Here is a 22,912-nt window from a genome sequence, read left to right as displayed (position 1 = left end):
CTGGTTGTAAGCCCCAAGCTTAAATTAAGCTTGCCGTGCCCGCTGGGGGCCGTTGTCCGCACCCATTGCCGGATTGCCTGCGGGGGCGGAATAGGCCCGCAGGAAGGTGCGCACGGCGTTGCGCGCGGCATTGTCCAGCTGTTCCCCGGTCGGCGATTCGCCGAAGAGCGTAATCATCTGCAGATCGGCATTGACCAGGGCCAGGAACTGCCGGGCGGCCAGATCGAAATCATCCATCTGCAGGCCGCCGCCATGGGAGAGGCGGGCAAACAGCGCGGCGAGGGCGGTTCCGATCTTTCCGGGGCCGTGCCTGCGCCAGCCCTCGAACAGCTGCGGATAGCGCTCGCCCTCGGACTGCACCAGCTTGCGCAGGAACTTTCCGTCCTGGTTGCACAGGCAATTCTGGGCGAGCCGCACCGCAAATGCGCTCAGATCGTCTTCCAGATTGTCGGGCGTGTCGGGAAATGTCGCCAATATCGAGAAGAGGCTGGCATTGGTGCGGTTCATCACATCTTCGACCACGGCGGTGAAGAGTGTTTCCTTTTCCCGGTAGTGGTTGTATATAGTCTGGCGCGAAACGCCCGCTTCCACAGCGATTTCGTCAATACTCGCTCCGGCAAAGCCTTCCCGGCAAAATACCTCGGCCGCTGCATCCAATATCGATAGACGTTTTGAACATTGACCACGTTGGGTATGGCCGGTCGCCCTGTGCGCTGCTTCTTTTGGATTTGTCATGAACCGAAGATAATGCGCATTGACGTTTTAGACAATAGTGTCTAATTTGACAGTTGTGTCTAAAAACATTGACACACTGTTTTGTGATGGAGAGAGCGTCCTCCCAAGCCGCGCCGCTCCATCGCAGGTGAAAAATTCTGAACCTCTCCTGAGAGCAATGCGGCGCAGAAGCCGATGAGCTTCGCGCTGCCGTTTTCTGAAAGATGAACACCATGACGACCTCTTTCTTTCGTACGGCCCTCATTCTTGGTCTCCTGTCGGCCATCGGGCCATTTGCGATCGACATGTATCTCCCGGCGCTGCCGTCCATCGGCAAGGATCTCAGCGCCGAAAACAATGTCGTGCAGATGAGCCTTCTGGCGTTCTTCATTTCCTTCGCCATCTTCCAGCTGATCTATGGGCCGCTTTCCGACATGTGGGGCCGCAAGGCGCCGCTCTATATGGGCATCGGCCTGTTTGCCGTGGCCAGCGTCGGCTGCGCGCTGTCCAATGACATCGAAACGCTGATTGCCTTCCGCTTCCTGCAGGGCATCGGCGGTGCGGCCGGCATGGTCATTCCGCGCGCCATCGTTCGCGACATGCACACGGGTGTCCAGGCTGCACGGCTGATGTCGCTGCTGATGCTGGTCTTCAGCATTTCGCCGATCCTTGCGCCGCTGACGGGCAGTGCCGTCATCAGCTTCTACGGCTGGCGCGGCGTGTTCTGGGCGGTGACGATTGCCGCCTTCATCGGGCTGATCCTCCTGTCGACGCAGCTGAAGGAAACCCGGCCCAAGGCCGCACGCGTGGAAAGCAGCCTTGGCAGCGCCATGGCGGCCTATCGCCTGCTGCTCAGCGACCGCAACTTCCTGACGCTGACCTTCATCGGCGGGCTGGGTATTTCGAGCTTTCTCGTTTACCTCGCCAACTCGCCCTTCGTGCTCATCGACCATTACGGCCTGACGCCGACACAGTACAGCATCGCCTTCTCGATCAATGCGGTGTCGTTCTTCACGGTATCGCAGCTGACCGGCTGGCTCGGCGACCGTTTCGGCCTGGTGCGGGTGATGCGCATGGCCTTGACGGCCTTCTCGCTCACCATGGCGGCCATGGTTGTCGTCATGGCGCTGGGCTTCAACCAGCTGCCGGTCTTGGCGACATTCCTGTTCATCGGTTACGGCTTCCTCGGTCTGGTCATTCCGACGACCGCGGTGCTTGCCCTTGAAGATCATGGCGAGATTGCCGGTACGGCGTCAGCCCTGATGGGAACACTGCACTTCGTGACGGCAGCCGTTGCGATGGTAATCGCCGGTCTGTTCTTCAACGGCACGGCACTGCCGATGGCGGCGGGTATCGGCCTGTGCGCTGTGGCTGCCTTCATTCTGACGCAGCTGACAATCGCGCGCCGCCGCGTCGTCGAAGCGGAAGCCGCTGCGGAGTAGGCAGCCTCGCTCATCCACTCAGACGACGGCCCGGAACCACGGTTCCGGGCCTTCTGCATTTCTGCAGAGGAGTAGGATTGACACAACAGGGCACGCAAAGCCTGAAGATGGCTTGCGGCATGGCGGATTTTCAAAAAAGGGGAAAGGTGGAGGTTTCTGTTGCCAGGTACCTCCGAACCCCGCCTAGAAGTGCGAACCCCTAGGACTTAATTTGAAGCGATCACACCGCAATTAAGCAGCGAGACGTGCTTCCGCATAGTTGTCGTTTGCAACTACTGAGTTAGCCCGATAACGGTGGTACTATGCCGGGCAAAAGAGCGATTTTTACACCCTTGTCGATCCTATTTCGCCCCCGCCACAATGCAGTCTCGCAACTGCACTCTGGTGGAGGCGCCGGGTACCGCCCCCGGGTCCAATAGGCTTATTGTATCGTCCGTTTATCACCATAGCTGGCCGAAGCCAGCAAGACCTATATAGGTGGTGTCGCGGCGAAATGAAAGAGCGGCATTGACAGGTTCCTGTAGCTGGGGAATGTTTCCTGTGTCTAACGAGTCATCGCGTTATGCAGCTGCCGGTTGTGCGGTGTCTTTTGTGTCAGGGAGGGTTTTGGTGCCTGGGCATTGAAACCAACAATCAGGGGATTTTTTCATGAGTGACTATCTAGCAGATGTACGTCATTACGATGCGGGTGCGGACGAGGCGATTGTCACAAAAATCGTCAAACATCTCGGAATTGCCCTGCGCAACCGGGATTCTTCACTGGTTTCCTGCTCGGATCCGGAAGAATTGGCCCGTGTTCGTACAAGTTGGGTTGGCAAGAAGCTCGGCGTCACCGATGCTGCCAAGGCCGATGCAGCCATTCACGCCGTCTGCGAAAAGATGAAAGATCACCGTGCCAAGGGCCGGGTTACCTTCTATTATCTGACGGCAAAAGAACTCGGACTGCTCGGCAGCCTCTGAACCTTTGCCGGGCTGAACAGGGTCCCCGGTGATTCGCCGGGGATTTTTGCCGCCTGTGCTTGTGGATCACACAGAAGTTTTACTGCTTCGTGAAACGAATCTGCTAAAGAGAAGCCATGCGCGCTTATCTTGATCTTCTTCAGCATGTGCTCGATACCGGCGTCGACCGCGGCGACCGTACCGGGACAGGCACACGTTCCGTTTTCGGCTACCAGATGCGATTCGATCTGTCGGCGGGTTTTCCTGCCCTGACGACCAAGAAACTGCATCTCAAATCCATCATCCACGAGCTGCTGTGGTTCCTGAAAGGCGAAACGAACATCGCCTATCTCAAGGAAAACGGCGTGACGATCTGGGATGAATGGGCTGACGAGAACGGCGATCTCGGGCCGGTCTATGGCTATCAGTGGCGCTCCTGGCCTGCGCCCGACGGCCGGCATATCGACCAGATTGCGAATCTCGTCAGTGCGATAAAGCAAAATCCCTATTCGCGGCGTCTGATCGTTTCCGCATGGAATCCGGCGCTGGTCGATGAAATGGCGCTGCCGCCCTGCCACTGCCTGTTCCAGTTCTACGTGGCCGACGGAAAACTTTCCTGCCAGCTCTACCAGCGCTCCGCCGATATTTTCCTCGGCGTGCCGTTCAATATCGCATCCTATGCGCTGCTGACCCTCATGGTGGCGCAGGTCACGGGTCTGCAGCCGGGTGATTTCGTTCACACGCTGGGCGATGCGCATCTCTATGCCAACCATTTCGAGCAGGCGCGGCTGCAATTGAGCCGCACGCCGGGTCCTTTGCCGGTCATGCGCCTTAATCCCGACGTGAAAGACCTCTTTGCTTTCACGTTCGACGATTTCAGTCTTGAGAACTATGTGGCCGAAGCGAGTATCAAGGCGCCGATCGCCGTCTAGGGTCAGGACCCGTTGATCTGGTCGAATTGCTCGCGCTCTTTGGTTTACGCTGTCTGCTTTCCCGGAAGGAATAGGTCCAATGATCAGTTTTGTTGTTGCCGTCGCGCAGAACGGGGTTATCGGCCGTGACAATGGCCTGCCGTGGCGCCTGTCCTCCGACCTGAAGCGGTTCAAGGCGGTCACCATGGGCAAGCCCATCATCATGGGGCGCAAGACCTGGGATACGCTCGGCAAGCCGCTGCCGGGACGCACCAACATCGTCATCACCCGCGATCCCGCCTTTGCCGTGGACGGTGTCATTGCCGTCCGTTCCGTGGATGAGGCGCTGATGATTGCCGGCAGCCATGCGGCGGCGGACAAGGTGGATGAAATCTGCGTTATCGGCGGCGGCGAGATTTATCGCCAGCTCCTGGACCGGGCGCACCGTCTTCACATCACCTGGGTTCTGGCCAATATCGAGGGCGACGCGTTTTTCCCTCCCATCGATCCGAAGAACTGGAACGAAGTGTTTCAGGAAGAATTCCCGGCGGGTGAAAAAGACAATTATCCGACCCGCTACGCGATTTACGAACGACGCTAGAATTTGCCGCTTATCGGGCAATCAATATGAAAATTTCGTGATAAGCGGTCATAATCGTTCGACTTTTTACCAAATTAGCATGAAAAACCGCGCTGCGCGTTGAAAGCGCGCCTTGCGATCCCTATAAACGGGATATCGGGTTAGCGGGACGTTGCCATGGGGTGGCGAATCTCGTTCCAAAACATGAGGTAGGAATGCCCTGGAGTAATCAGAACGGTGGCGGCGGCCCTTGGGGTGGCGGCGGTAACAACAATGGCGGCGGCGGTGGTCCATGGGGCCAGAAGCCGCAAGGCGGAGGTCCCGGAGGCAATCCGCCCGACCTTGAAGATATTATCCGCCGTGGCCAGGACCGTCTGCGCCAGGCACTTCCCGGCGGCACCGGCAGCAGCTCGACGATCTTCGGATTGGCGGCGCTTGCCCTGGTTGCCTTCTGGCTTTTCCAGTCGATCTACACGGTCCAGCCGGATGAACGCGCTGTCGAACTGCGCTTCGGCAAGCCGAAGGCGGATATTTCCGAGCCCGGCCTGCACTTCCATCTCTGGCCCATCGAGACCTATGAAAAGGTCCAGATCGTCGAGAAGCAGAAGAACATCGGCGGGCAGGGTGTATCGGGCGCCAAGGAAGGCCTGATGCTGACCGGCGACCAGAACATCGTGAATGTTCAGTTCTCCATTCTTTACCGCGTTTCCGACCCGGTTGCTTACCTCTTCCATGTGCAGAGTCCGGAAAACATGGTCCAGCAGGTCTCCGAGAGCGCCATGCGTGAAATCGTTGGCCGCAGCCCCGCACAGGACATTTTCCGCGACAATCGCGCGGGTATCGCCAATGACGTGCGCGGCATCATCCAGAAGACACTGGATGATTACGGCGCCGGTGTTCAGGTCAATGCCGTCTCCATCGAGGATGCGTCGCCGCCGCGTGAAGTGGCCGATGCCTTCGATGAAGTGCAGCGTGCCGAACAGGACGAAGACCGCTTCGTCGAGGAGTCGAACCAGTATTCCAACCAGAAACTCGGTCAGGCCCGCGGTGAAGGCGCGCAGATCCGCGAAGATGCGGCCGCCTACAAGAACCGTATCGTGCAGGAAGCTCAGGGTGAGGCCCAGCGCTTCACATCGGTCTATGACCAGTATGTGAAGGCGCCGGAAGTGACCCGCAAGCGTCTTTTCCTCGAAACGATGGAACGTGTGCTGAAGGACTCGAACAAGGTGATTGTCGACCAGAAGAACGGTCAGGGGGTCGTGCCCTATCTGCCCTTGTCGGAGATCACAAAGCAGCAGCGCCCGACTGAGGGGACAAAGTAATGAGCCAGAACCGTCTTCCTCTTATCGCGGGTCTCATCGCATTCCTCGCCCTTTTGGTTTATTCCTCGGTTTTCGTCGTCAATGAACGTCAGCAGGCCATTGTTCTGCGCTTCGGCCAGATCGTCGATGTGAAGACCCAGCCCGGTATCTATTTCAAGCTGCCGTTCGGCTTTCTTGAAGCCGACAATGTCCAGATGATCGAAGATCGTCTGCTGAGCTTTGAACTGGACAATATCCGTGTTCAGGTTTCGGGCGGCAAGTTCTACGAAGTCGATGCCTTCCTGGTCTACCGGATCACCGATCCGCGCAAGTTCCGCCAGACGGTGTCGGGCGATGTGGAATTCGCACAGGCCCGTTTGCGCACGCGTCTCGATGCATCCTTGCGCAGCGTTTACGGTCTGCGTGGATTTGAAGCCGCACTTTCCGACGAGCGTGCGGGCATGATGCGTGAAGTGCGCGAACAGCTGCGTCCGGATGCGGAATCGCTGGGTCTCGAGATTGCGGACGTGCGCGTTCGCCGGACCGACCTGACCCAGGAAGTGTCGCAGCAGACGTTCGAGCGCATGAAGGCCGAGCGTCTTGCCCAGGCTGAATTCCTGCGCGCCCGCGGCCGTGAAGCTGCCCAACGCATCAAGGCGATTGCCGATCGCCAGGTGGTCGAGATCATTGCGGAAGCCCGCAAGGAATCGGAAATCGCCCGCGGTGAGGGTGAAGGCGAGCGTAGCCGGATCTTTGCCGATGCCTTCTCCAAGGATCCGGATTTCTTCGCGTTCTACCGGTCCATGGCTGCCTATGGCACAGCCCTCGACAATGCCGGAACAACGATGGTGCTTTCGCCCAATTCCGAGTTCTTCCGGTATTTCCAGGATGCCAATGGTGGCGCTGTTCCGCCAGCGCCGGCCGCTGCAAAACCTGCCCCGCAATAGGGGCAGGCCAGTCATGATCGACTTTCTGGATGCCGTAGGGCTGTTCCTCGTCTTCGAGGGGCTGCTCTACGGCTGTTTCCCGCTGATCGCAAAGCGCGTCGCGCGGGATGTCAGCGGACAGCCGGATGGCTTTCTGCGCATGGCCGGTGTCGCGTCGGTTGCCATCGGCGTGGGTATCGTCTGGCTCGCACGGGGGTAATGGCGGTTTGCGCCATTACCAAACTTGATCAGACTTGCAGTCTGACGGCCATATTTTCGTCTACTCTCGCGGCTCTGTTGTAATTCATCGCTATTTATTTTTTAATCCGAGTACACTGACAAAGGCCCGAACGCATGGTTTTCACTCCTGGTCGCCCGATTTTCCGTTCTGCCACCGCGGCAATCGCGCTGATTGCCCTGTCCGCCACGAGCGTGACGCCCGCCTTTGTGACCATCGCGGCAGCACAATCGGCGCAGCCGAAAGCCCAGGGCCCGGCATCCGTCGCCGATCTCGCCGAGGGTCTGCTTGATGCGGTGGTCAATATTTCGACATCGCAGACCGTCAAGGGGCAGGATGGCGATTCCGGACCGGTTCCCATGCCGAAAGTCCCGGAGGGATCGCCGTTCCAGGAGTTCTTCGACGAGTATTTCGGCAAGCAGAAGCCGGGTGAGAACAATCCGTCCCGCAAGGTTCAGTCATTGGGCTCCGGCTTTGTCATCGATGCGGAACAGGGCATCGTCGTGACCAACAATCATGTGATCGCCGATGCGGACGATATCGAGGTGAATTTCACCGATGGGTCGAAGCTGAAGGCGGAACTGGTCGGCAAGGACACCAAGACCGATCTGGCGGTGCTCAAGGTCGACCCGAAAAAGCACAAGCTGGTCGCGGTCAAGTTCGGCGATTCCTCAAAGGCTCGTATCGGCGATTGGGTCATGGCCATCGGCAACCCCTTCGGTCTTGGCGGCACCGTGACGGTGGGTATCGTTTCCGCCCGCAACCGCGACATCAATTCCGGCCCCTATGACAATTTCATCCAGACGGATGCGGCGATCAACCGGGGCAATTCCGGCGGCCCGCTGTTCGACATGTACGGGCAGGTGATCGGCATCAACACGGCGATCATTTCGCCGACCGGCGGATCGATCGGCATCGGCTTTGCCATTCCGGCGGACCTCGCCGCCGGTGTGATCCAGCAATTGCGCGACCATGGCGAAGTGCAGCGCGGCTGGCTTGGCGTGCGCATCCAGCCGGTCACCGACGATATCGCCGAAAGCCTGGGGATGACCTCGAGCAAGGGTGCGCTGGTTGCCGGTATCATTGACGGCGGTCCCGTGGCCAACGGTTCCATCCTGCCGGGTGACGTCATCACCAAGTTCGACGGCAAGCCGGTGAACAATGTAAAGGATCTGCCGCGCGCCGTGGCGGAAAGCCCTGTCGGCAAGGAAGTCGATGTCGTCGTGGTGCGCAAGGGCAAGGAACAGACGGTCAAGGTCACGCTCGGCCGGCTGGAAGATACGACCGACGCCAAGACCAAGGAGAAATCCCAGTCGCAGACCGATCAGGATGAAGACGCCGCGCAGGATGTGGATGTCCTCGGCATGACGCTCGGCGTGCTCGACGATGACAGCAGAAAGACATTCGGCATTGCCAAGGAGGTCGAGGGCGTTCTGATCACCGAAGTGCAGGCCCAATCGATTGCCGCGAACAAGCGGATCGAAGCGGGCGACGTGATCGTCGATATTGCCCAGGAAGCCGTCAAGACGCCGGAAGACGTGGCTGCCCGCATCGAGAAGCTGCGCGATGAAGGCCGCAAGAATGCCCTTTTGATGCTGGCATCCAAGACGGGCGAATTGCGCTTCGTGACTTTGCAGATGAACTGACGTCTCGACGACCTCAGCAAAAAGGCGGCCAATGGCCGCCTTTTCTGTTTCCGGCGCTGTCAGATGACAAAGTCGGTCTTGCGATAGCCCTGGATGTAGAGCAGCGCGGTGAGATCGCCATGATCCACCCGGACCTTTGCCTGTGCCGCGACCGACGGCTTGGCGTGCAATGCGACACCTGTGCCGGCAAGCTGCAGCATGCCGAGATCATTGGCGCCGTCGCCGACGGCAAGGGCCTCGTCCGGCGCAAGATTGAAGCGTTCGCAGATGGACAGGAGCGCAGCGACCTTGGCTTCGCGACCGAGGATGGGTTCGGTGACTTCGCCGGTGAGCGTCTCACCATTGTCGATGAGCGTATTGGCGCTGTTCTCGTGAAAGCCGATCATGGCGGCGATGCGCTGGGTGAAGACGGTAAAGCCGCCCGAAACCAGCGCCGTATAGGCCCCGTGCTTCTTCATGGTGCGGACAAGTTCCGGTCCGCCGGGCATGAGGGTGATGCGGCTGGCGATGACCTTGTCGATGACGGAATAGGGCAGGCCCTTGAGCAGTGCCACCCGTTCGCGCAGGGCGGGCTCGAAGGCGATCTCGCCGTTCATGGCGCGGGCGGTGATGGCCGCCACCTTGTCGCGCAGGCCTGCCTCTTCGGCCAGTTCGTCGATGCATTCCTGCTGGATCATGGTCGAATCCATGTCGGCGATCAGGATTTTCTTGCGCCGCGTATCCTGTTCCTGCACGACGATATCGATGGGCTCGCCATCGACGATCCGCGCCAGCTCCGCATGGGCCTCCACCGGGTCCGAGCCTGTGCGCAGGGCGAGATCGCAGGCAATTCCGTCGGCCAGCCAGTAAAGTCCTGTTGCATTGAGTGCCGCTGAGGCTTTAATCCCGAGCGATGCGCTGAGACGGGGTGAAGCCGGATTGGCGATAAGCGTGGCCATCAAGGGCATGAGCATTTCCCGATTGGACGATTGGTGTGACAAGAAGACAGACAATCCTGATAGCCGGACCGACGGCAAGCGGCAAGTCGGCATTGGCGCTGCGCTATGCCAAGAAGACCGGCGGCTGGATCGTCAATACCGATTCCATGCAGGTCTACGGCGTGCTCGATGTGCTCACCGCACGGCCGGGGCCGGATGATCTTCTGCAAGCTCCGCATTGCCTCTATGGCCATGTCCCGCCGTCCGAGGCCTATTCGACCGGCCGCTGGTTCGCCGATGTCGAACATTTGCTGAAAACCGAAGCTGCGGGTGACCGCCCGCTGATCTTTGTCGGCGGCACCGGGCTTTATTTCCGGGCGCTGCTTGGCGGCCTCTCGGCCATGCCGGACATACCCGATGACGTGCGGGCCTATTGGCGCGCGCAGGACGCGCAGGTCGGAACGCAGCAGCTGCACGCCATTTTGAGCGAAAAAGACCCGCAGGCCGCGGCGGTGCTGCGCCCGACCGACAGCCAGCGCGTCGTGCGGGCGCTGGAAGTGATCGATGCATCGGGACGGTCGATCATCGATTGGCAGAAGAAAACCGGCACGCCTTTGATCGATGCGGCCTCGGCCCGCAAGATCGTCATCGACCCGGACCGGGCCTGGCTTGGCGAACGGATCGCGCTGCGGTTTGCAACCATGCTGGAAAAGGGAGCGGTCGAGGAGGTCAAAGCCCTGCTGGCGCTCGGACTGTCATCCGATCTGCCCGCCATGCGAGCCATCGGGGTCGGTGAAATCGCCAGGATGCTGGCAGGCACGATCACGCCTGCACAGGCAGCCGAGCTGTCGACCATTGCGACGCGGCAATATGCCAAGCGGCAAATGACCTGGTTCCGCAACCAGCTCGGCGACGACTGGGAGCGGATCGCCTATCCCGGCCCTTAAGTCTTGTCGGTGCGGAAGCTGCGGATGAGATCGCTGGCGCGGAAACCGTCTGTCTCCGATCGCGCCGGTTTGCGCGGCTCTTCGATGATCGGGGCGGATTCGGCCGCGCGCCACTGGCTCCGGATCGGTTCCGGCGGGATGGGTACCGCGGGGCGCTGGACCATCGCCGGTTTTTCCGGGGCCTGAAAACCGGCCGATGCATTTTCCGTCGTGGTGCTGTCGGCAGCATTGAGCTGGCGCATCCGGTTGAGGATCATGTCGAGCGAAACGTGGCTGTCACCGCTGCGCACGGCTTCCTGCTGCTGCGTCATATGCGCGGCGGGCAGATGTTCCGGCGCAATGGTTTCGAACATCATGCGCATCGGCGTCGGCACGGCCTCGCCGAAGGCGATCGCCTCGCGGTTGGCGATCGACGACAGGAAGCCGACGGCGCTTTGCGACGCGCCGCTGATGGCGCCGCGGACGATTTCCTGGTCGCGCTCATTGCCGAGCCGCATGGCGAAAACCGTGCTGCACTGGGAGAGGATCGTCGGGTCCAGCTCGCCCGGACGCTGGGTGATGACGGAGAGATAGACGCCGTATTTGCGGCCTTCCTTGGCGATGCGTGCAATGGCCTGGCGCGTCGGCCAGAACCCGGCGTTGGTATCGGCGGGGATATAACGGTGTGCTTCCTCGCACACGACGAGCGTCTGCACGTTGCCATCGCTGGAAACGGCGAGGTCAAAGGCCATGCGGCAGAGAACCGAGGCGACGGAGTTCACCACTTCCGACGGCAAACCCGCCAGCTGGAACACGCAGATGGGCCGGTCGTTTTTCGGTACACGGAAAATGTGGCCGACGGTCTGGCGCATCGTATCGAGCGTTGCCGGGGCCGAGAACATGAAGCGGTAGCGCGGATCGGCCACCAGTGCCTGCAGGCGGTAGCGCAGCGCCTTCATGGTCGGCCGGTCTGTCTTGCCGTCGAGCTGGCCGATGCGCTCTTCCAGCAGCTTGATCAGATCCGCCATCCGGTAGGGCGTCGGTGTATCGGCGGTCATCGAGGCAAAGTCACGTTCTTTCCTGAGGAGCGACGACGTGGCGGCGGCTTCAACATTGGCAAAACGTTCTTTGGCGAGCGGAATGAGATCGCGCAGAATATCGATTTCAGCCGCGATTTGCGGGCGTCCGCGGAACACGGCTTCGCCGAATTCCTCCAGCTTGAACATCCAGTACGGCAAATCGAAGGTGCTGTAGTCGATGGAGATGGCGAGATCGGGAAACGCGCTGGCAAATTCGTTGTGCGGATCAAGAATGAGGATGCGCAGATCGGGGCGCTGCAAAATGATTTTGCGCAAAAGCAGGGTCACGGCGCTGGATTTGCCGACGCCCGTGCTGCCCAGCACGGCGAAATGGCGGGAGATCAGGCTGTCGACCGAGATCAGCGCCGGAATATCGGCATTCTGCGAGAGGTGGCCTATGGACACCGTGTTCTTCAGCGACGTGGTGTAGATGGTGGCCAGATCGGCGGCGCGGATGCGATGGGCGATGGCGCCCATATGCGGATAGGTGGTGATGCCCGAGGAGAAGCGCAATTTTCCGTCGATATGCGCATCGACCTGGCCGACGAGTTCCACATGGATATGGATGCTTTGATCGACATCCTGCTGCCATTCGGCATTGGGTAGCTCAACCTTGTAGACAAGACCGACCACGCGGCTGTCGGCAACCTGAATGGAGATAAGCTGGCCGACAGACCAGTAATCGTCCGATGCCGTGATCGACGGGCCGGTCTTGGCGTGGATAATGGCCTTGTCGCCGTTGCATTCGATGACGTGCCCATCGGTCCGGTTGCGGACCATCGGTCTTTGTTGTGCAGAGGGCAGGGCTTCGGCGCTCATAGGTCGTGGTCAATCCTGGGACTTGGCAACGGGATTGAACCTTAAGCGCAAGGCATTGAGAATATCTTAGCGATGCATTTCACATTTGAAGGATGTTGCGCCAAAGCATTGCTTTGTTTGCGAACATTTCAATTTCCTGAATTTTGCCGTTGACGGATAGAATTTGCTTAATTATCGTCCGCGACCATGAAAACAGTTCTTATCGTCGTGGGACCGCGCATGGGCAGGGTGTTGTAAGCACCCGGCGGAAGCTCCCATGCGCGAAACACAGGCTCCTTCGGGGGCCTTTTTTATTTCCAAACCTTACGCTAAACGAAAACACCTTCTGGAAGGCCGAGAGCCGCAGAATACACGGGAAGAGATCGATGACCGCAGACAAGCAGGATAGTGACAACCACACATCGCAACGACGGGAGATGACCGGTGCCGAAATGGTCATTCAGGCACTCATCGATCAGGGCGTGACGGACATTTTCGGATATCCGGGTGGTGCGGTCCTTCCCATTTATGACGAGCTGCATCAGCAGGACAAGATCAATCACGTGCTGGTTCGCCATGAGCAGGGCGCCGGTCACGCGGCGGAGGGCTATGCCCGTTCCACCGGCAAGGTCGGCGTGATGCTGGTCACATCGGGCCCCGGTGCGACCAATGCGGTGACGCCGCTGCAGGATGCCTTGATGGACTCCATCCCGCTGGTCTGCATCAGCGGCCAGGTTCCGACCACGCTCATCGGCTCGGATGCGTTTCAGGAATGCGATACGATCGGTATCACGCGTCCCTGCACCAAGCACAACTGGCTGGTGAAGGACGTCAACGATCTCGCGCGCATCCTGCACGAAGCCTTCCACGTGGCGCGTACCGGCCGTCCGGGCCCGGTTCTCGTCGACGTGCCGAAGGACGTGCAGTTCGCCACCGGCTTCTATACGCCGCCGGAAACCGCGCCGCGCACCAGCTACCGGCCGAAGGTCGAGGGCGATATCGAGGCGATCAAGCAGGCTGTTGCCCTGATGGCGACGGCCAAGCGTCCGGTCATCTATTCCGGCGGCGGTGTCATCAATTCCGGCCCGCAGGCCAGCCATCTGCTGCGCGAACTGGTGGAGCTGACCAATTTCCCGATCACCTCGACCCTGATGGGCCTCGGCGCCTATCCGGCATCGGGCAAGAACTGGCTGGGCATGCTGGGCATGCACGGCACCTACGAGGCCAACATGACGATGCATGATTGCGACGTCATGGTCTGCATCGGTGCGCGCTTCGACGACCGCATCACCGGGCGCCTCAATGGCTTCTCGCCCAACTCGAAGAAAATCCACATCGATATCGACCCGTCCTCGATCAACAAGGCGGTTCGCGTCGACATTCCCGTGGTTGGCGACGTCGGCCGGGTTCTGGAAGACATGGTCCGGCTGTGGCGCGCCTCGTCCGAAAAGCCTGAAAAGAAGGCGATCGGCGAATGGTGGGCGCAGATCGACAAATGGCGGTCGCGCAAGTCCCTGTCCTATACACGCAACAAGGACGTGATCATGCCGCAATATGCCTTGGAGCGGCTCTATGCGCTGACCAAGGATCGCGACACCTTCATCACGACGGAAGTCGGCCAGCACCAGATGTGGGCGGCACAGTTCTATGGTTTTGAAAAGCCCAACCGGTGGATGACCTCCGGCGGCCTCGGCACCATGGGTTATGGCCTGCCGGCGGCATTGGGCGTGCAGATTGCCCATCCCAATTCGCTGGTCATCGACATTGCCGGCGATGCCTCGGTGCAGATGACCATGCAGGAAATGAGCGCGGCGGTGCAGTACGAAGCGCCGATCAAGATCTTCATCCTGAACAACCAGTATATGGGCATGGTGCGCCAGTGGCAGCAATTGCTGCATGGCAACCGCCTGTCGCACTCCTATACGGAAGCCTTGCCGGATTTCGTCAAGCTGGCGGAAGCCTATGGCGGCCACGGCATCCGCTGTGAAAAGCCGGGCGATCTCGACGATGCCATTCAGGAAATGATCGACGTGAAGAAACCGGTTCTGTTCGATTGCCGCGTGGCCAATCTGGCAAACTGCTTCCCGATGATTCCGTCGGGGAAGGCGCATAATGAAATGCTCCTGCCTGACGAAGCGACGGATGAAGCCGTTGCCAATGCCATCGATGCCAAGGGTCGGCAGCTCGTTTAAGAAACCGGAGAGGAAACACTGTAATGAACGCTCAAAATCTAGCCTCCGGCTCGGCATATTTCATTGCCAAGGAGACGGAGCTACCGATCACCACGGTGCTATCGGTTCTCGTTGACAACGAACCCGGCGTCCTTGCCCGGGTGATCGGCCTGTTTTCCGGCCGCGGCTACAACATTGAAAGCCTGACCGTCTCGGAAACCGAGCACGAGCAGCACCTGTCGCGCATCACCATCGTGACGCGCGGCACCCCGCATGTGCTCGACCAGATCCGCCACCAGCTCGAACGCATCGTGCCGGTGCACCGCGTGGTCGATCTGTCGGTGCGCGCCGACGAACTCGGCAATGAAAAGCCGATCCAGCGCGAGCTGGCGCTGGTCAAGGTGGCAGGGCTCGGCGAGAACCGCAACGAGGCGCTGCGTCTTGCCGATGCGTTCCACGCCAAGGTGGCGGATGCCACGACGGAACATTTCATCTTCGAAATCACCGGCAAGGGGTCGAAGCTCGACCAGTTCATCGCCATCATGAAGCCGCTCGGCCTCGTCGAGATCTGCCGGACCGGTGTCGCCGCCATGAACCGCGGCCCGCAGGGCATGTAGGCTTCAGCGGCAATCGGACTCAGGGATACGCAATTGTATCCCTGACAAGATTGCGATTGAGCGGCATGAACCCGAAGCTTAAATCTTCCCCACGCATCAGATCCGGTTTGTCATGTCGCTCGAAATCTTTTTCACGCTCCTCGTTTTTGCCTTCGTCACGTCGATCACGCCGGGACCCAACAATCTGATGCTGCTCGCGTCCGGGGTGAATTTCGGCTTCCGGCGCACCATTCCGCATATGCTGGGCATCGGCAGCGGCTTCTTTTCGCTGCTGATCGGCGTCGGTCTTGGCCTGGGCGCCCTGATCCAGACCATTCCGCTGGTCTACACGATCCTCAAATTCGCCGGCGGCGCCTATCTGGTCTATCTCGCCTACAAGATCGCGACGTCGCGCTCGCTCGGAACTGTCGATGGCAATGCCCGTCCCATGACGTTCCTTGAGGCTGCCGCCTTCCAGTGGGTCAACCCCAAGGCCTGGGTGATGGCGGTGACGGCGATGGCGACCTATACCGCGCCGCAGGCATATCTCGTCACGGTGCTGATTGTCGGCATCGCCTTCGCCCTGGTCAACGTGCCCTCGGTGTCAAGCTGGGCGGCCTTCGGCCAGTTCATGCGCGGCTGGCTGTCGGACCCGGCGCGGCTGAAATGGTTCAATATCAGCATGGCGGCCTTGCTTGTCGCCAGTCTCTGGCCGATGCTGCGCTGATCTTGCACGAAATGCGGGAGGCGCATAAGTTTCCACCATGTCCCATGATCACGATCACCACCACGACAATGAACTCGATCCCATGGCCGCACGGGTGCGGGCACTCGAAACGATCCTGACTGAAAAAGGTCTTGTCGATCCCGAGGCGATCCATGCCATTGTCGAGACCTATGAGACCAAAATCGGCCCCCGCAACGGTGCGAAGGTTGTGGCCAAGGCGTGGGTCGATCCGGAATTCAATGCCTGGTTGAGACGCGATGCGACCGCAGCCATCGCGTCGCTGAGCTATACCGGCCGGCAGGGCGAGCATATGCAGGCGGTGTTCAATACGCCGGAAACCCACAATCTCGTCGTGTGCACACTGTGTTCCTGCTACCCATGGTCGGTGCTCGGCTTGCCGCCCGTCTGGTACAAGTCGCCGCCTTACCGCTCGCGTGCCGTCATCGATCCGCGCGGTGTGCTGGCGGAGTTTGATCTGGTTCTGCCCGATACCACGCAGATCCGCGTGTGGGATTCGACCGCCGAGTTGCGCTACCTCATCATCCCGCTGCGCCCGGAAGGCACCGATGGCTGGAGCGAGGAACAGCTTGCCGCGCTGGTGACGCGCGATTCGATGATCGGCACGGGGCTCGCCCGTGTGCCGGAGGTGGCATGAACGGGCCGCAGGATCTTGGCGGGCAGATGGGCTTCGGCCCTGTCAATCCGGAGAAGGACGAGCCCTATTTCCATGCGGCGTGGGAAAAGCGGGCGCTGGGTCTGACCTTGGCCGCCGGAGCCATGGGGCACTGGAACATCGACGAAAGCCGCCATGCGCGCGAAAGCCTGCATCCCGCCGACTACTATTCCTCCAGCTATTACGAAATCTGGACCAAGGCGCTGGAAGTGCTGCTGAAGCGCCATGGATTCGTCACCGATGCGGAATTGGCAAAGGGGCACTCCCTTGGCAGGGGAGCTGAGCCCAAGCGCGTCCTGCAAGCGGAGAACGTTGCCGCCGTTCTGGCGAAGGGCGGTCCCTGCGACCGTCCGGTCGGACAGGCGCCGCGTTTCCAGGCGGGGAACCGCGTCAGAACCCGCAATTTCAACCCGCAGACGCACACGCGGCTGCCACGCTACGCCCGCGGGAAAACCGGCATGGTGGAAGCCGTGCGCGAGGGCTTCGTCTTCCCGGACACCAATGCGCATGGGCAAGGCGAGAACCCGCAATATGTCTACACCGTCGTGTTCACGGCGGCGGAGATCTGGGGCGAGGGCGCGGATCCGACCCTGACTGTCAGCATCGATGCCTGGGAGAGCTATCTTGAGCTTGCGTGAGCTGATCGCGCATTCGCAAGGGCTGGGCGATGGGATCGATGCGCCGGTTTTTGCCGAGCCGTGGCAGGCGGAAGCCTTCGCCATGGTGCTGGCCCTGCACAGCCGGGGCCTGTTCGGCTGGGATGAGTGGGCACAGGCGCTCTCCACCGAACTGAAACGGCCCGGTGCGCTGGAGGATGGCAGTGATTACTACCATCGCTGGGTCGCGGCACTGGAATCCCTCGTTGCGGCCAAGAACGTGGCAAAGTCGACGGATGTTGATGATCTCGCCGCTTCATGGCAACGTGCGGCCCACGCAACCCCGCACGGTCAGCCGATCAGGCTGGAAAATGATCCGGAAAGGTCTTGAAATGCATGGAGCTTTGACGGTCCGCCGCGCAGCGATTGCATGGATGCTTGTGGCAGCGGCCAGTTTTTCCGCGCCTGTCCGGGCGCAGGACGCGCCCTGGCCCGCAACCACCGAACAGGACCTGCGCAAGCTGCTGACCGGCGCGACCATCACCGGCGAAGTCAAGGCGCAGCCGCCGTTCAACTTCACCGAGTTTCTGGGTACGGACGGCAAATCGCGCGGCAAGCTGATCGAATGCTGCAAGCCGGACAAGGTGCTGACCAACGGCATGGCCTATGCGGGCGAGTGGACGCTGGAGAACGACACGCTCTGCCTGCTCTACGAGGGCGAGGAGCAGAAGGTCTGCTGGCGTCTGCAGGTGAAGGGCGACGAATTCCGCATGACCGACACGGAAACCGGCTATTCCGGCGCGGGTAAAATCCGGCCGGGAAACCCGGATAATCTATAGTATAAGACGGCATTCACCCATTTTCCTTGCCCTTTGCGGGCGAATCCTGTCAGTCAGGGCCATGCAATTATCACCACAACAGGATGAGGCGCTCAGCGCCGTTTCCAAATGGCTAAAAGACGGGCGCAGCCCGCTTTTTCGGCTTTTCGGCTATGCCGGTACCGGCAAGACGACGCTGGCCCGCTATTTCGCCGAGCATATTGACGGGGACGTGCAGTTCGCCGCTTTCACCGGCAAGGCCGCGCAGGTCCTGCGCTCGAAGGGCGCTGCCAATGCGCGGACGCTGCATTCGCTGATCTATCGCCCGCGCGGCGAAGAGGCGGTCGAGGATGAAACCACCGGCAAGACCAGCATCGCTCCGACATTTTCACTCAACCGGCAAAGCCCGGTTGCCAAGGCCAAGCTGATCGTCGTCGACGAGTGCTCGATGGTGGACGAACAGCTCGGCCGCGATCTCATGAGCTTCGGCACGCCCATTCTGGTGCTGGGCGACCCCGGCCAGCTGCCGCCCATATCCGGCGGCGGCTTCTTCACCGAACACGAGCCGGATTTCCTGCTCAGCGAAATCCACCGGCAGGCGCGCGACAACCCGATCCTGCGCCTGGCGCTCGACGTGCGCGAGGGACGTGAATTCGGCTATGGCGATTTCGGTGCGGCCAAGGTCATCTCCAAGAACGAGGTGACGCAGGATCTGGTGCTCGGCGCCGATCAGGTGCTGGTGGGTACGAACCGCACCCGCCGCCGCTACAATCAGCGCCTGCGCGAGCTCAAAGGTTTTTCCGCTTCCTTTCCGCAGGCGGGCGACAAGCTGGTGTGCCTGCGCAACGATCCGGCCAAGGGGCTTCTCAACGGCTCGCTGTGGAAGGTCATGACCTCGTCGCGGGAGACGGTCAAACCCGGCATCAACCTGCTGGTGGCGCCGGAGGATGAAGAGCCGGGCAGGGGCGTGGCCAAGATCAAGCTGCTCAAGGCGCAGTTCGAGGATCCCGATACGGAAATACCGTGGCAGACCAAGAAGCGCTACGACGATTTCGACTATGGCTACGCGCTGACGACCCACAAGGCGCAGGGCTCGCAGTGGAACGAAGTCGTGCTGTTCGATGAGAGCTTTGCTTTCCGCGATACGCGCGACCGCTGGCTCTACACGGCCATCACCCGCGCGGCCGAACGGCTGACGGTGGTGCGTTAAAAACTCTGAACTGAACGGATCCGGTCTATTCAGCCCGCGCCGTGCAGCCCCATCGACCAGAACCCGGCTTCCAGCCGTGTCGCCACACGGAAACGGCGGTTGAGCGTCTTCCAGCGCCCGGACGTTTGCGGTGACGGGCCGAGCCGGGCATGGACACTGCTTTCGATGAGCCGTCCGACCGCATGGCAGGCCTCCTGATAGTCCTGGCCCGCATAGGCATCGATCCACGGTTGATAGGGATTGCCTGCCGATGCGGTGGCTGCAAGGCGCGCGCCGATTTCGCCATAACCCATGACGCAGGGTGCAAGAGCCGCAATGAGATCAAGGAAGTCACCCGACAACCCGGCATCGATGACGTAGCGGGTATAGGAGAGGTTCTCCGGTTCCTCGTCGGTCTGCAGCAGCGTCTCGCGCGGAATCCCGGCCTTCGCGCATATCTCGATATGCAGCGGCATTTCATGGTTGACCAGTGCATGGACCGTTGCCGATGCCAGTTCCAGTTCCTCATGGCTTTCCGCCTTCAGGACAGCCATGCCCCAGGCCCGCGAGAAGTGGAACAGAAAGATGTAATCCTGGACGAGATAGTGCAGAAAAGCTGTTTCGGGCAGGGAGCCGTCGCCGAGGCCGCGCACAAAGGCGTGGTCGACATAGGCGGACCAGTCGGATGCGGCATGCGCGCGCCATTGGGCAAAAACCGGCGAGGAAAAATCGGATGGGCTCATGAAACCGTACTCTTTGCGGGCAAGAACTTGCGAGGCGAGGGGCCTGCCTGCGAACATCTTTCGGGGCGGACCAGATTCCAATGTTTAATGTTCGTTTTCTGCTGTAAAGATCAGGACAAGAAAAAACATTGGACTTCAGCATGACAGCTTCCCTTTCCGTGAACCTCAATGCAATCGCCATGTTGCGCAATCGCCGCGACCTGCCCTGGCCCAGTGTGATCGGGCTTGGCCGCGTGGCCTTGGCCGGCGGTGCTGCGGGCCTGACCGTGCATCCGCGTCCGGACGAGCGGCATATCCGCTTCTCCGACCTGCCGGAGATCCGTGCCCTGATCGATGACGAGTTTCCGCAGGCCGAATTCAACATCGAAGGGTATCCGACGGCGCAGTTTCTCGATCTCGTCGCCAAGAACGAGCCCGAGCAGGTCACGCTGGTGCCGGACGATCCGGCGCAGGCCACCTCCGATCATGGCTGGGATCTGACGAAGGACGGCGATTTCCTGGCGCCGATCATCCGGCAGTTGAAACACCAGTCGGCGCGGGTATCCCTGTTCATCGATGCCGACCCGGCTGCACCGGCGCTCGCCAAGGCGCTCGGGGCGGATCGTGTCGAACTCTATACCGGCCCCTATGGCGGCGCGCATGACGATCCGCGCCGCGAGGCGCTGGAGCTGGACCGGCTGGCGAAGACCGCGGAAGCGGCGTCGAAGGCGGGTGTTGCCGTCAATGCCGGGCATGATCTGACGGTCGCCAATCTGCCTGCTCTGGTCAAAAGAGTGCCAAATCTGGTGGAGGTTTCCATTGGTCACGGGCTGACAGCCGATGCTTTGACGCACGGTATGTCGCGGGCTGTGGAAAGATTCATGAATGCGCTGCAGGCGTAGCGCCTTGATTCGCGTACAGGATTTGCGTTGCCATGCGTTTTTGCATAACGTGGGATGACAGCTATGTTAAAATGGCGATTGATATTGCGGTGCAACACGACTAACTCGTCCGCCCACGCTGTCGGAGCGAGGGAAAACCTGTATGAGTGACCAGCAAGTTGGCGACGAGAACTGTTTAAACGGTACCGCCGCCTATGAACCGGAACCGCATCACAAAGAAGCATTTCCGGTTCTTGTGCTAGGCGCCCTCGGCGTTGTCTATGGCGACATCGGGACAAGCCCGATCTACGCCTTCCGCGAAGCGCTTCACGCTGCATCGCTCGATGGAGTCCTCAGCCGGACCGATATTCTCGGTGTTGTCTCCATGATCTTCTGGGCGCTGACCCTGATCGTCACCATCAAATATGTTTTTTTCGTGCTGCGCGCCGACAATGACGGCGAGGGCGGTATCCTGTCGCTGATGGCGCTGGCGCGGTCGAGTTTCAAATCCCGGCCACAGCTCATTCTCGGTCTCGGCATTGTCGGTGCGTCGCTGTTTTACGGCGATGCGGTGATCACCCCGGCCATTTCGGTGCTGTCGGCGGTCGAAGGTCTGGAGATCGTCACTCCGTCGCTGGAACCCTTCGTGGTGCCCATCACGCTGGTCATCCTGCTGACGCTGTTTTCCGTCCAGCGTTTCGGGACGGCGCGCGTTGCCACGATTTTCGGTCCGATCACCCTGTTGTGGTTTCTGGCCATCGGCTTTTTCGGCGCATGGCACCTGTTCGACGACATCAGCATTTTTGCCGCCGCCAACCCGTATTACGCGGTGGATTACATCCTCGAGAACCCGGCAACGGCGTTCCCGACCATCGGCACGGTGTTCCTGGCGGTAACCGGTGCGGAAGCGCTCTATGCGGATCTCGGCCATTTCGGCCGCAAGCCGATTGCCACGGCCTGGGTCTGGGTCGTCTTCCCCTGTCTGCTCCTGAACTATTTCGGTCAGGGCGCCTTCATTCTGGCCCATGGCGAGTCGGCCAAAAACCCGTTCTTCGAAATGTTCCCGCATTGGGCATTGCTGCCAATGGTGCTTCTGGCCACGGCGGCCACCGTCATCGCCAGTCAGGCGGTTATCTCGGGCGCCTATTCGCTGTCGCGCCAGGCGGTGCAGCTCAATCTTCTGCCGCGCCTCAACATCGAACACACCTCCGAGAAGCAGTCCGGCCAGGTTTACCTGCCGCGGGTCAACATGCTGCTCGGCCTCATGGTTGTCCTGCTCGTTCTTGGCTTCGAGCGCTCGACCAACCTGGCCTCGGCCTACGGCATTGCCGTGACCGGCAACATGCTGGTGACGACGATCCTGCTGTTCATCGTCATGAGCCGCATCTGGAAGTGGCGCCTCTGGGTGGCCGTCAGCCTGACCCTCGGCTTCATCATCGTTGACCTGACATTCGTCAGCGCCAACCTGATCAAGGTTGTCGATGGCGGCTGGGCTTCCCTCGTGGTGGCATTCCTCATCATCCTGGTGATGTTCACCTGGGTTCGCGGCAGCCGTCAGCTGTTCGAAAAGACCCGCAAGGGCGAGGTGCCGCTCGATCTGATCTCGAAGAAGATGGCGCAGAACCCGCCACCGCTGGTGCCGGGAACCGCCGTGTTCCTGACGGGCGATCCCAAGAGCACCCCGACAGCCCTGATGCACAGCCTGAAACATTACAAGGTGCTGCACCAGAACAATGTGATCCTGACGGTCATCACCGCGCCGTCGCCGCTGGTCAAGAAGAGCGAGCGGGTCAAGATCGAGCCGATCAACGACCTGTTCATGCGCGTCACGCTGACCTTCGGCTATATGGAGCGCCCGAATATTCCGCGCACATTGGCGATCTGCCGCAAGCAGGGCTGGAAGTTCGACATCATGACCACGTCCTTCTTCCTGTCGCGCCGCTCGCTGAAAGCATCGGCCCGTTCGGAAATGCCGCATTGGCAGGACCGCCTGTTCATCGCGCTGGCGCGCACCGCCAGCGATGCCACGGAATATTTCCAGATTCCGACCGGCCGCGTCGTCGAAATCGGCACCCAGGTGAATATCTGAACCGGCGAGACGCGATATCGGGTTGAAAGACCC

Annotated in this window: 23 protein-coding genes and 1 other RNA gene; 19 read left to right on the top strand and 5 right to left on the bottom strand. The window is 60.4% G+C overall.

Annotated elements, in window-relative coordinates; translation table 11 throughout:
• Positions 1-24: 24 nt before the first annotated feature.
• Positions 25-735, bottom strand: coding sequence for a TetR/AcrR family transcriptional regulator (locus AC1Q5O_RS09320; protein ID WP_492562542.1), 711 nt, complete (start codon positions 733-735; stop codon positions 25-27).
• Positions 736-947: 212 nt separating this feature from the next.
• Between AC1Q5O_RS09320 and AC1Q5O_RS09315 the strand changes: the two genes are divergently transcribed.
• A complete protein-coding gene (locus tag AC1Q5O_RS09315; protein WP_472460770.1) occupies positions 948-2,156 on the top strand; it encodes a multidrug effflux MFS transporter in 1,209 nt (402 codons plus the stop codon).
• A gap of 145 nt (positions 2,157-2,301) precedes the next feature.
• Here AC1Q5O_RS09315 and ssrA read toward each other — a convergent pair.
• Positions 2,302-2,659: a transfer-messenger RNA gene (gene ssrA, locus AC1Q5O_RS09310) on the bottom strand.
• A 145-nt stretch (positions 2,660-2,804) separates the two neighbouring features.
• Between ssrA and AC1Q5O_RS09305 the strand changes: the two genes are divergently transcribed.
• The 7 genes from AC1Q5O_RS09305 to AC1Q5O_RS09275 all read left to right on the top strand — a co-directional run bounded on the left by AC1Q5O_RS09305 (position 2,805) and on the right by AC1Q5O_RS09275 (position 8,697).
• On the top strand, positions 2,805-3,116 hold the full coding sequence (locus tag AC1Q5O_RS09305) for a DUF2853 family protein (protein WP_464661208.1): 312 nt from the start codon (positions 2,805-2,807) through the stop codon (positions 3,114-3,116).
• A gap of 116 nt (positions 3,117-3,232) precedes the next feature.
• A complete protein-coding gene (locus tag AC1Q5O_RS09300) occupies positions 3,233-4,027 on the top strand; it encodes a thymidylate synthase (RefSeq protein WP_223612767.1) in 795 nt (264 codons plus the stop codon).
• Positions 4,028-4,106: 79 nt separating this feature from the next.
• Positions 4,107-4,607, top strand: coding sequence for a dihydrofolate reductase (locus AC1Q5O_RS09295; RefSeq protein WP_492562538.1), 501 nt, complete (start codon positions 4,107-4,109; stop codon positions 4,605-4,607).
• Between the two features lie 194 nt (positions 4,608-4,801).
• Positions 4,802-5,908 carry an FtsH protease activity modulator HflK gene (gene hflK, locus AC1Q5O_RS09290; RefSeq protein ID WP_105732232.1) on the top strand — a complete coding sequence of 369 codons (1,107 nt, stop codon included), beginning with the start codon at positions 4,802-4,804 and terminating at the stop codon, positions 5,906-5,908.
• Positions 5,908-6,834: a protease modulator HflC gene (hflC, locus tag AC1Q5O_RS09285; RefSeq protein ID WP_492562535.1), complete on the top strand. Its 927-nt coding sequence runs from the start codon at positions 5,908-5,910 to the stop codon at positions 6,832-6,834. The genes hflK and hflC overlap by 1 nt, the downstream gene beginning before the upstream one ends.
• A 13-nt stretch (positions 6,835-6,847) precedes the next feature.
• On the top strand, positions 6,848-7,033 hold the full coding sequence (locus AC1Q5O_RS09280; RefSeq protein ID WP_223612770.1) for a DUF2065 domain-containing protein: 186 nt from the start codon (positions 6,848-6,850) through the stop codon (positions 7,031-7,033).
• 134 nt (positions 7,034-7,167) lie between these two features.
• Positions 7,168-8,697: a DegQ family serine endoprotease gene (locus AC1Q5O_RS09275; RefSeq protein WP_464661206.1), complete on the top strand. Its 1,530-nt coding sequence runs from the start codon at positions 7,168-7,170 to the stop codon at positions 8,695-8,697.
• Between the two features lie 59 nt (positions 8,698-8,756).
• On the opposite strand, the gene serB is transcribed toward AC1Q5O_RS09275, so the two are convergent.
• Positions 8,757-9,644: a phosphoserine phosphatase SerB gene (gene serB / locus AC1Q5O_RS09270; protein WP_346306950.1), complete on the bottom strand. Its 888-nt coding sequence runs from the start codon at positions 9,642-9,644 to the stop codon at positions 8,757-8,759.
• Between the two features lie 20 nt (positions 9,645-9,664).
• Here serB and miaA point away from each other — a divergent pair, with 20 nt between their 5' ends.
• On the top strand, positions 9,665-10,561 hold the full coding sequence (gene miaA, locus AC1Q5O_RS09265; protein ID WP_492563136.1) for a tRNA (adenosine(37)-N6)-dimethylallyltransferase MiaA: 897 nt from the start codon (positions 9,665-9,667) through the stop codon (positions 10,559-10,561).
• On the opposite strand, the gene AC1Q5O_RS09260 is transcribed toward miaA, so the two are convergent.
• Entirely contained in the window at positions 10,558-12,438 is a 1,881-nt protein-coding gene (locus AC1Q5O_RS09260; RefSeq protein WP_492562531.1) for an ATP-binding protein, read from the bottom strand. The genes miaA and AC1Q5O_RS09260 overlap by 4 nt on opposite strands.
• A gap of 365 nt (positions 12,439-12,803) precedes the next feature.
• Here AC1Q5O_RS09260 and AC1Q5O_RS09255 point away from each other — a divergent pair, with 365 nt between their 5' ends.
• The 8 genes from AC1Q5O_RS09255 (at position 12,804) to AC1Q5O_RS09220 (ending at position 19,208) form a co-directional block, all read left to right on the top strand.
• Positions 12,804-14,609: an acetolactate synthase 3 large subunit gene (locus AC1Q5O_RS09255; protein WP_463012125.1), complete on the top strand. Its 1,806-nt coding sequence runs from the start codon at positions 12,804-12,806 to the stop codon at positions 14,607-14,609.
• Between the two features lie 23 nt (positions 14,610-14,632).
• A complete protein-coding gene (ilvN, locus tag AC1Q5O_RS09250; RefSeq protein WP_346306954.1) occupies positions 14,633-15,205 on the top strand; it encodes an acetolactate synthase small subunit in 573 nt (190 codons plus the stop codon).
• Between the two features lie 112 nt (positions 15,206-15,317).
• Positions 15,318-15,911, top strand: a complete 594-nt coding sequence (locus AC1Q5O_RS09245) for a LysE family translocator (protein WP_346306955.1) — start codon at positions 15,318-15,320, stop codon at positions 15,909-15,911.
• A 37-nt stretch (positions 15,912-15,948) separates the two neighbouring features.
• Positions 15,949-16,566, top strand: a complete 618-nt coding sequence (gene nthA / locus AC1Q5O_RS09240) for a nitrile hydratase subunit alpha (RefSeq protein ID WP_492562528.1) — start codon at positions 15,949-15,951, stop codon at positions 16,564-16,566.
• Positions 16,563-17,222 (top strand): nitrile hydratase subunit beta, encoded by a 660-nt coding sequence (gene nthB, locus AC1Q5O_RS09235; RefSeq protein WP_492562526.1) that lies wholly within the window; start codon positions 16,563-16,565, stop codon positions 17,220-17,222. The genes nthA and nthB overlap by 4 nt, the downstream gene beginning before the upstream one ends.
• Complete coding sequence (locus AC1Q5O_RS09230) at positions 17,191-17,571, top strand: nitrile hydratase accessory protein (RefSeq protein ID WP_492562524.1); 381 nt, start codon at positions 17,191-17,193, stop codon at positions 17,569-17,571. Before nthB ends, AC1Q5O_RS09230 begins: the two co-directional genes overlap by 32 nt.
• On the top strand, positions 17,552-18,019 hold the full coding sequence (locus AC1Q5O_RS09225; protein ID WP_472460775.1) for a hypothetical protein: 468 nt from the start codon (positions 17,552-17,554) through the stop codon (positions 18,017-18,019). Before AC1Q5O_RS09230 ends, AC1Q5O_RS09225 begins: the two co-directional genes overlap by 20 nt.
• A 61-nt stretch (positions 18,020-18,080) precedes the next feature.
• Positions 18,081-19,208 carry an ATP-dependent DNA helicase gene (locus AC1Q5O_RS09220; RefSeq protein ID WP_403176746.1) on the top strand — a complete coding sequence of 376 codons (1,128 nt, stop codon included), beginning with the start codon at positions 18,081-18,083 and terminating at the stop codon, positions 19,206-19,208.
• Between the two features lie 29 nt (positions 19,209-19,237).
• Here AC1Q5O_RS09220 and AC1Q5O_RS09215 read toward each other — a convergent pair whose 3' ends face one another.
• Positions 19,238-19,930, bottom strand: a complete 693-nt coding sequence (locus AC1Q5O_RS09215; RefSeq protein WP_492562521.1) for a TenA family protein — start codon at positions 19,928-19,930, stop codon at positions 19,238-19,240.
• Positions 19,931-20,070: 140 nt separating this feature from the next.
• On the opposite strand from AC1Q5O_RS09215, the gene AC1Q5O_RS09210 reads away from it, so the two are divergent.
• Complete coding sequence (locus AC1Q5O_RS09210) at positions 20,071-20,811, top strand: pyridoxine 5'-phosphate synthase (RefSeq protein WP_492562519.1); 741 nt, start codon at positions 20,071-20,073, stop codon at positions 20,809-20,811.
• 142 nt (positions 20,812-20,953) lie between these two features.
• Positions 20,954-22,879, top strand: coding sequence for a potassium transporter Kup (locus AC1Q5O_RS09205; RefSeq protein WP_492562517.1), 1,926 nt, complete (start codon positions 20,954-20,956; stop codon positions 22,877-22,879).
• The last annotated feature ends 33 nt before the right edge of the window (positions 22,880-22,912 follow it).

Source organism: Phyllobacterium sp. MT110, from assembly GCF_058792715.1.
This window is presented reverse-complemented; position numbering and strand designations above follow the sequence as displayed.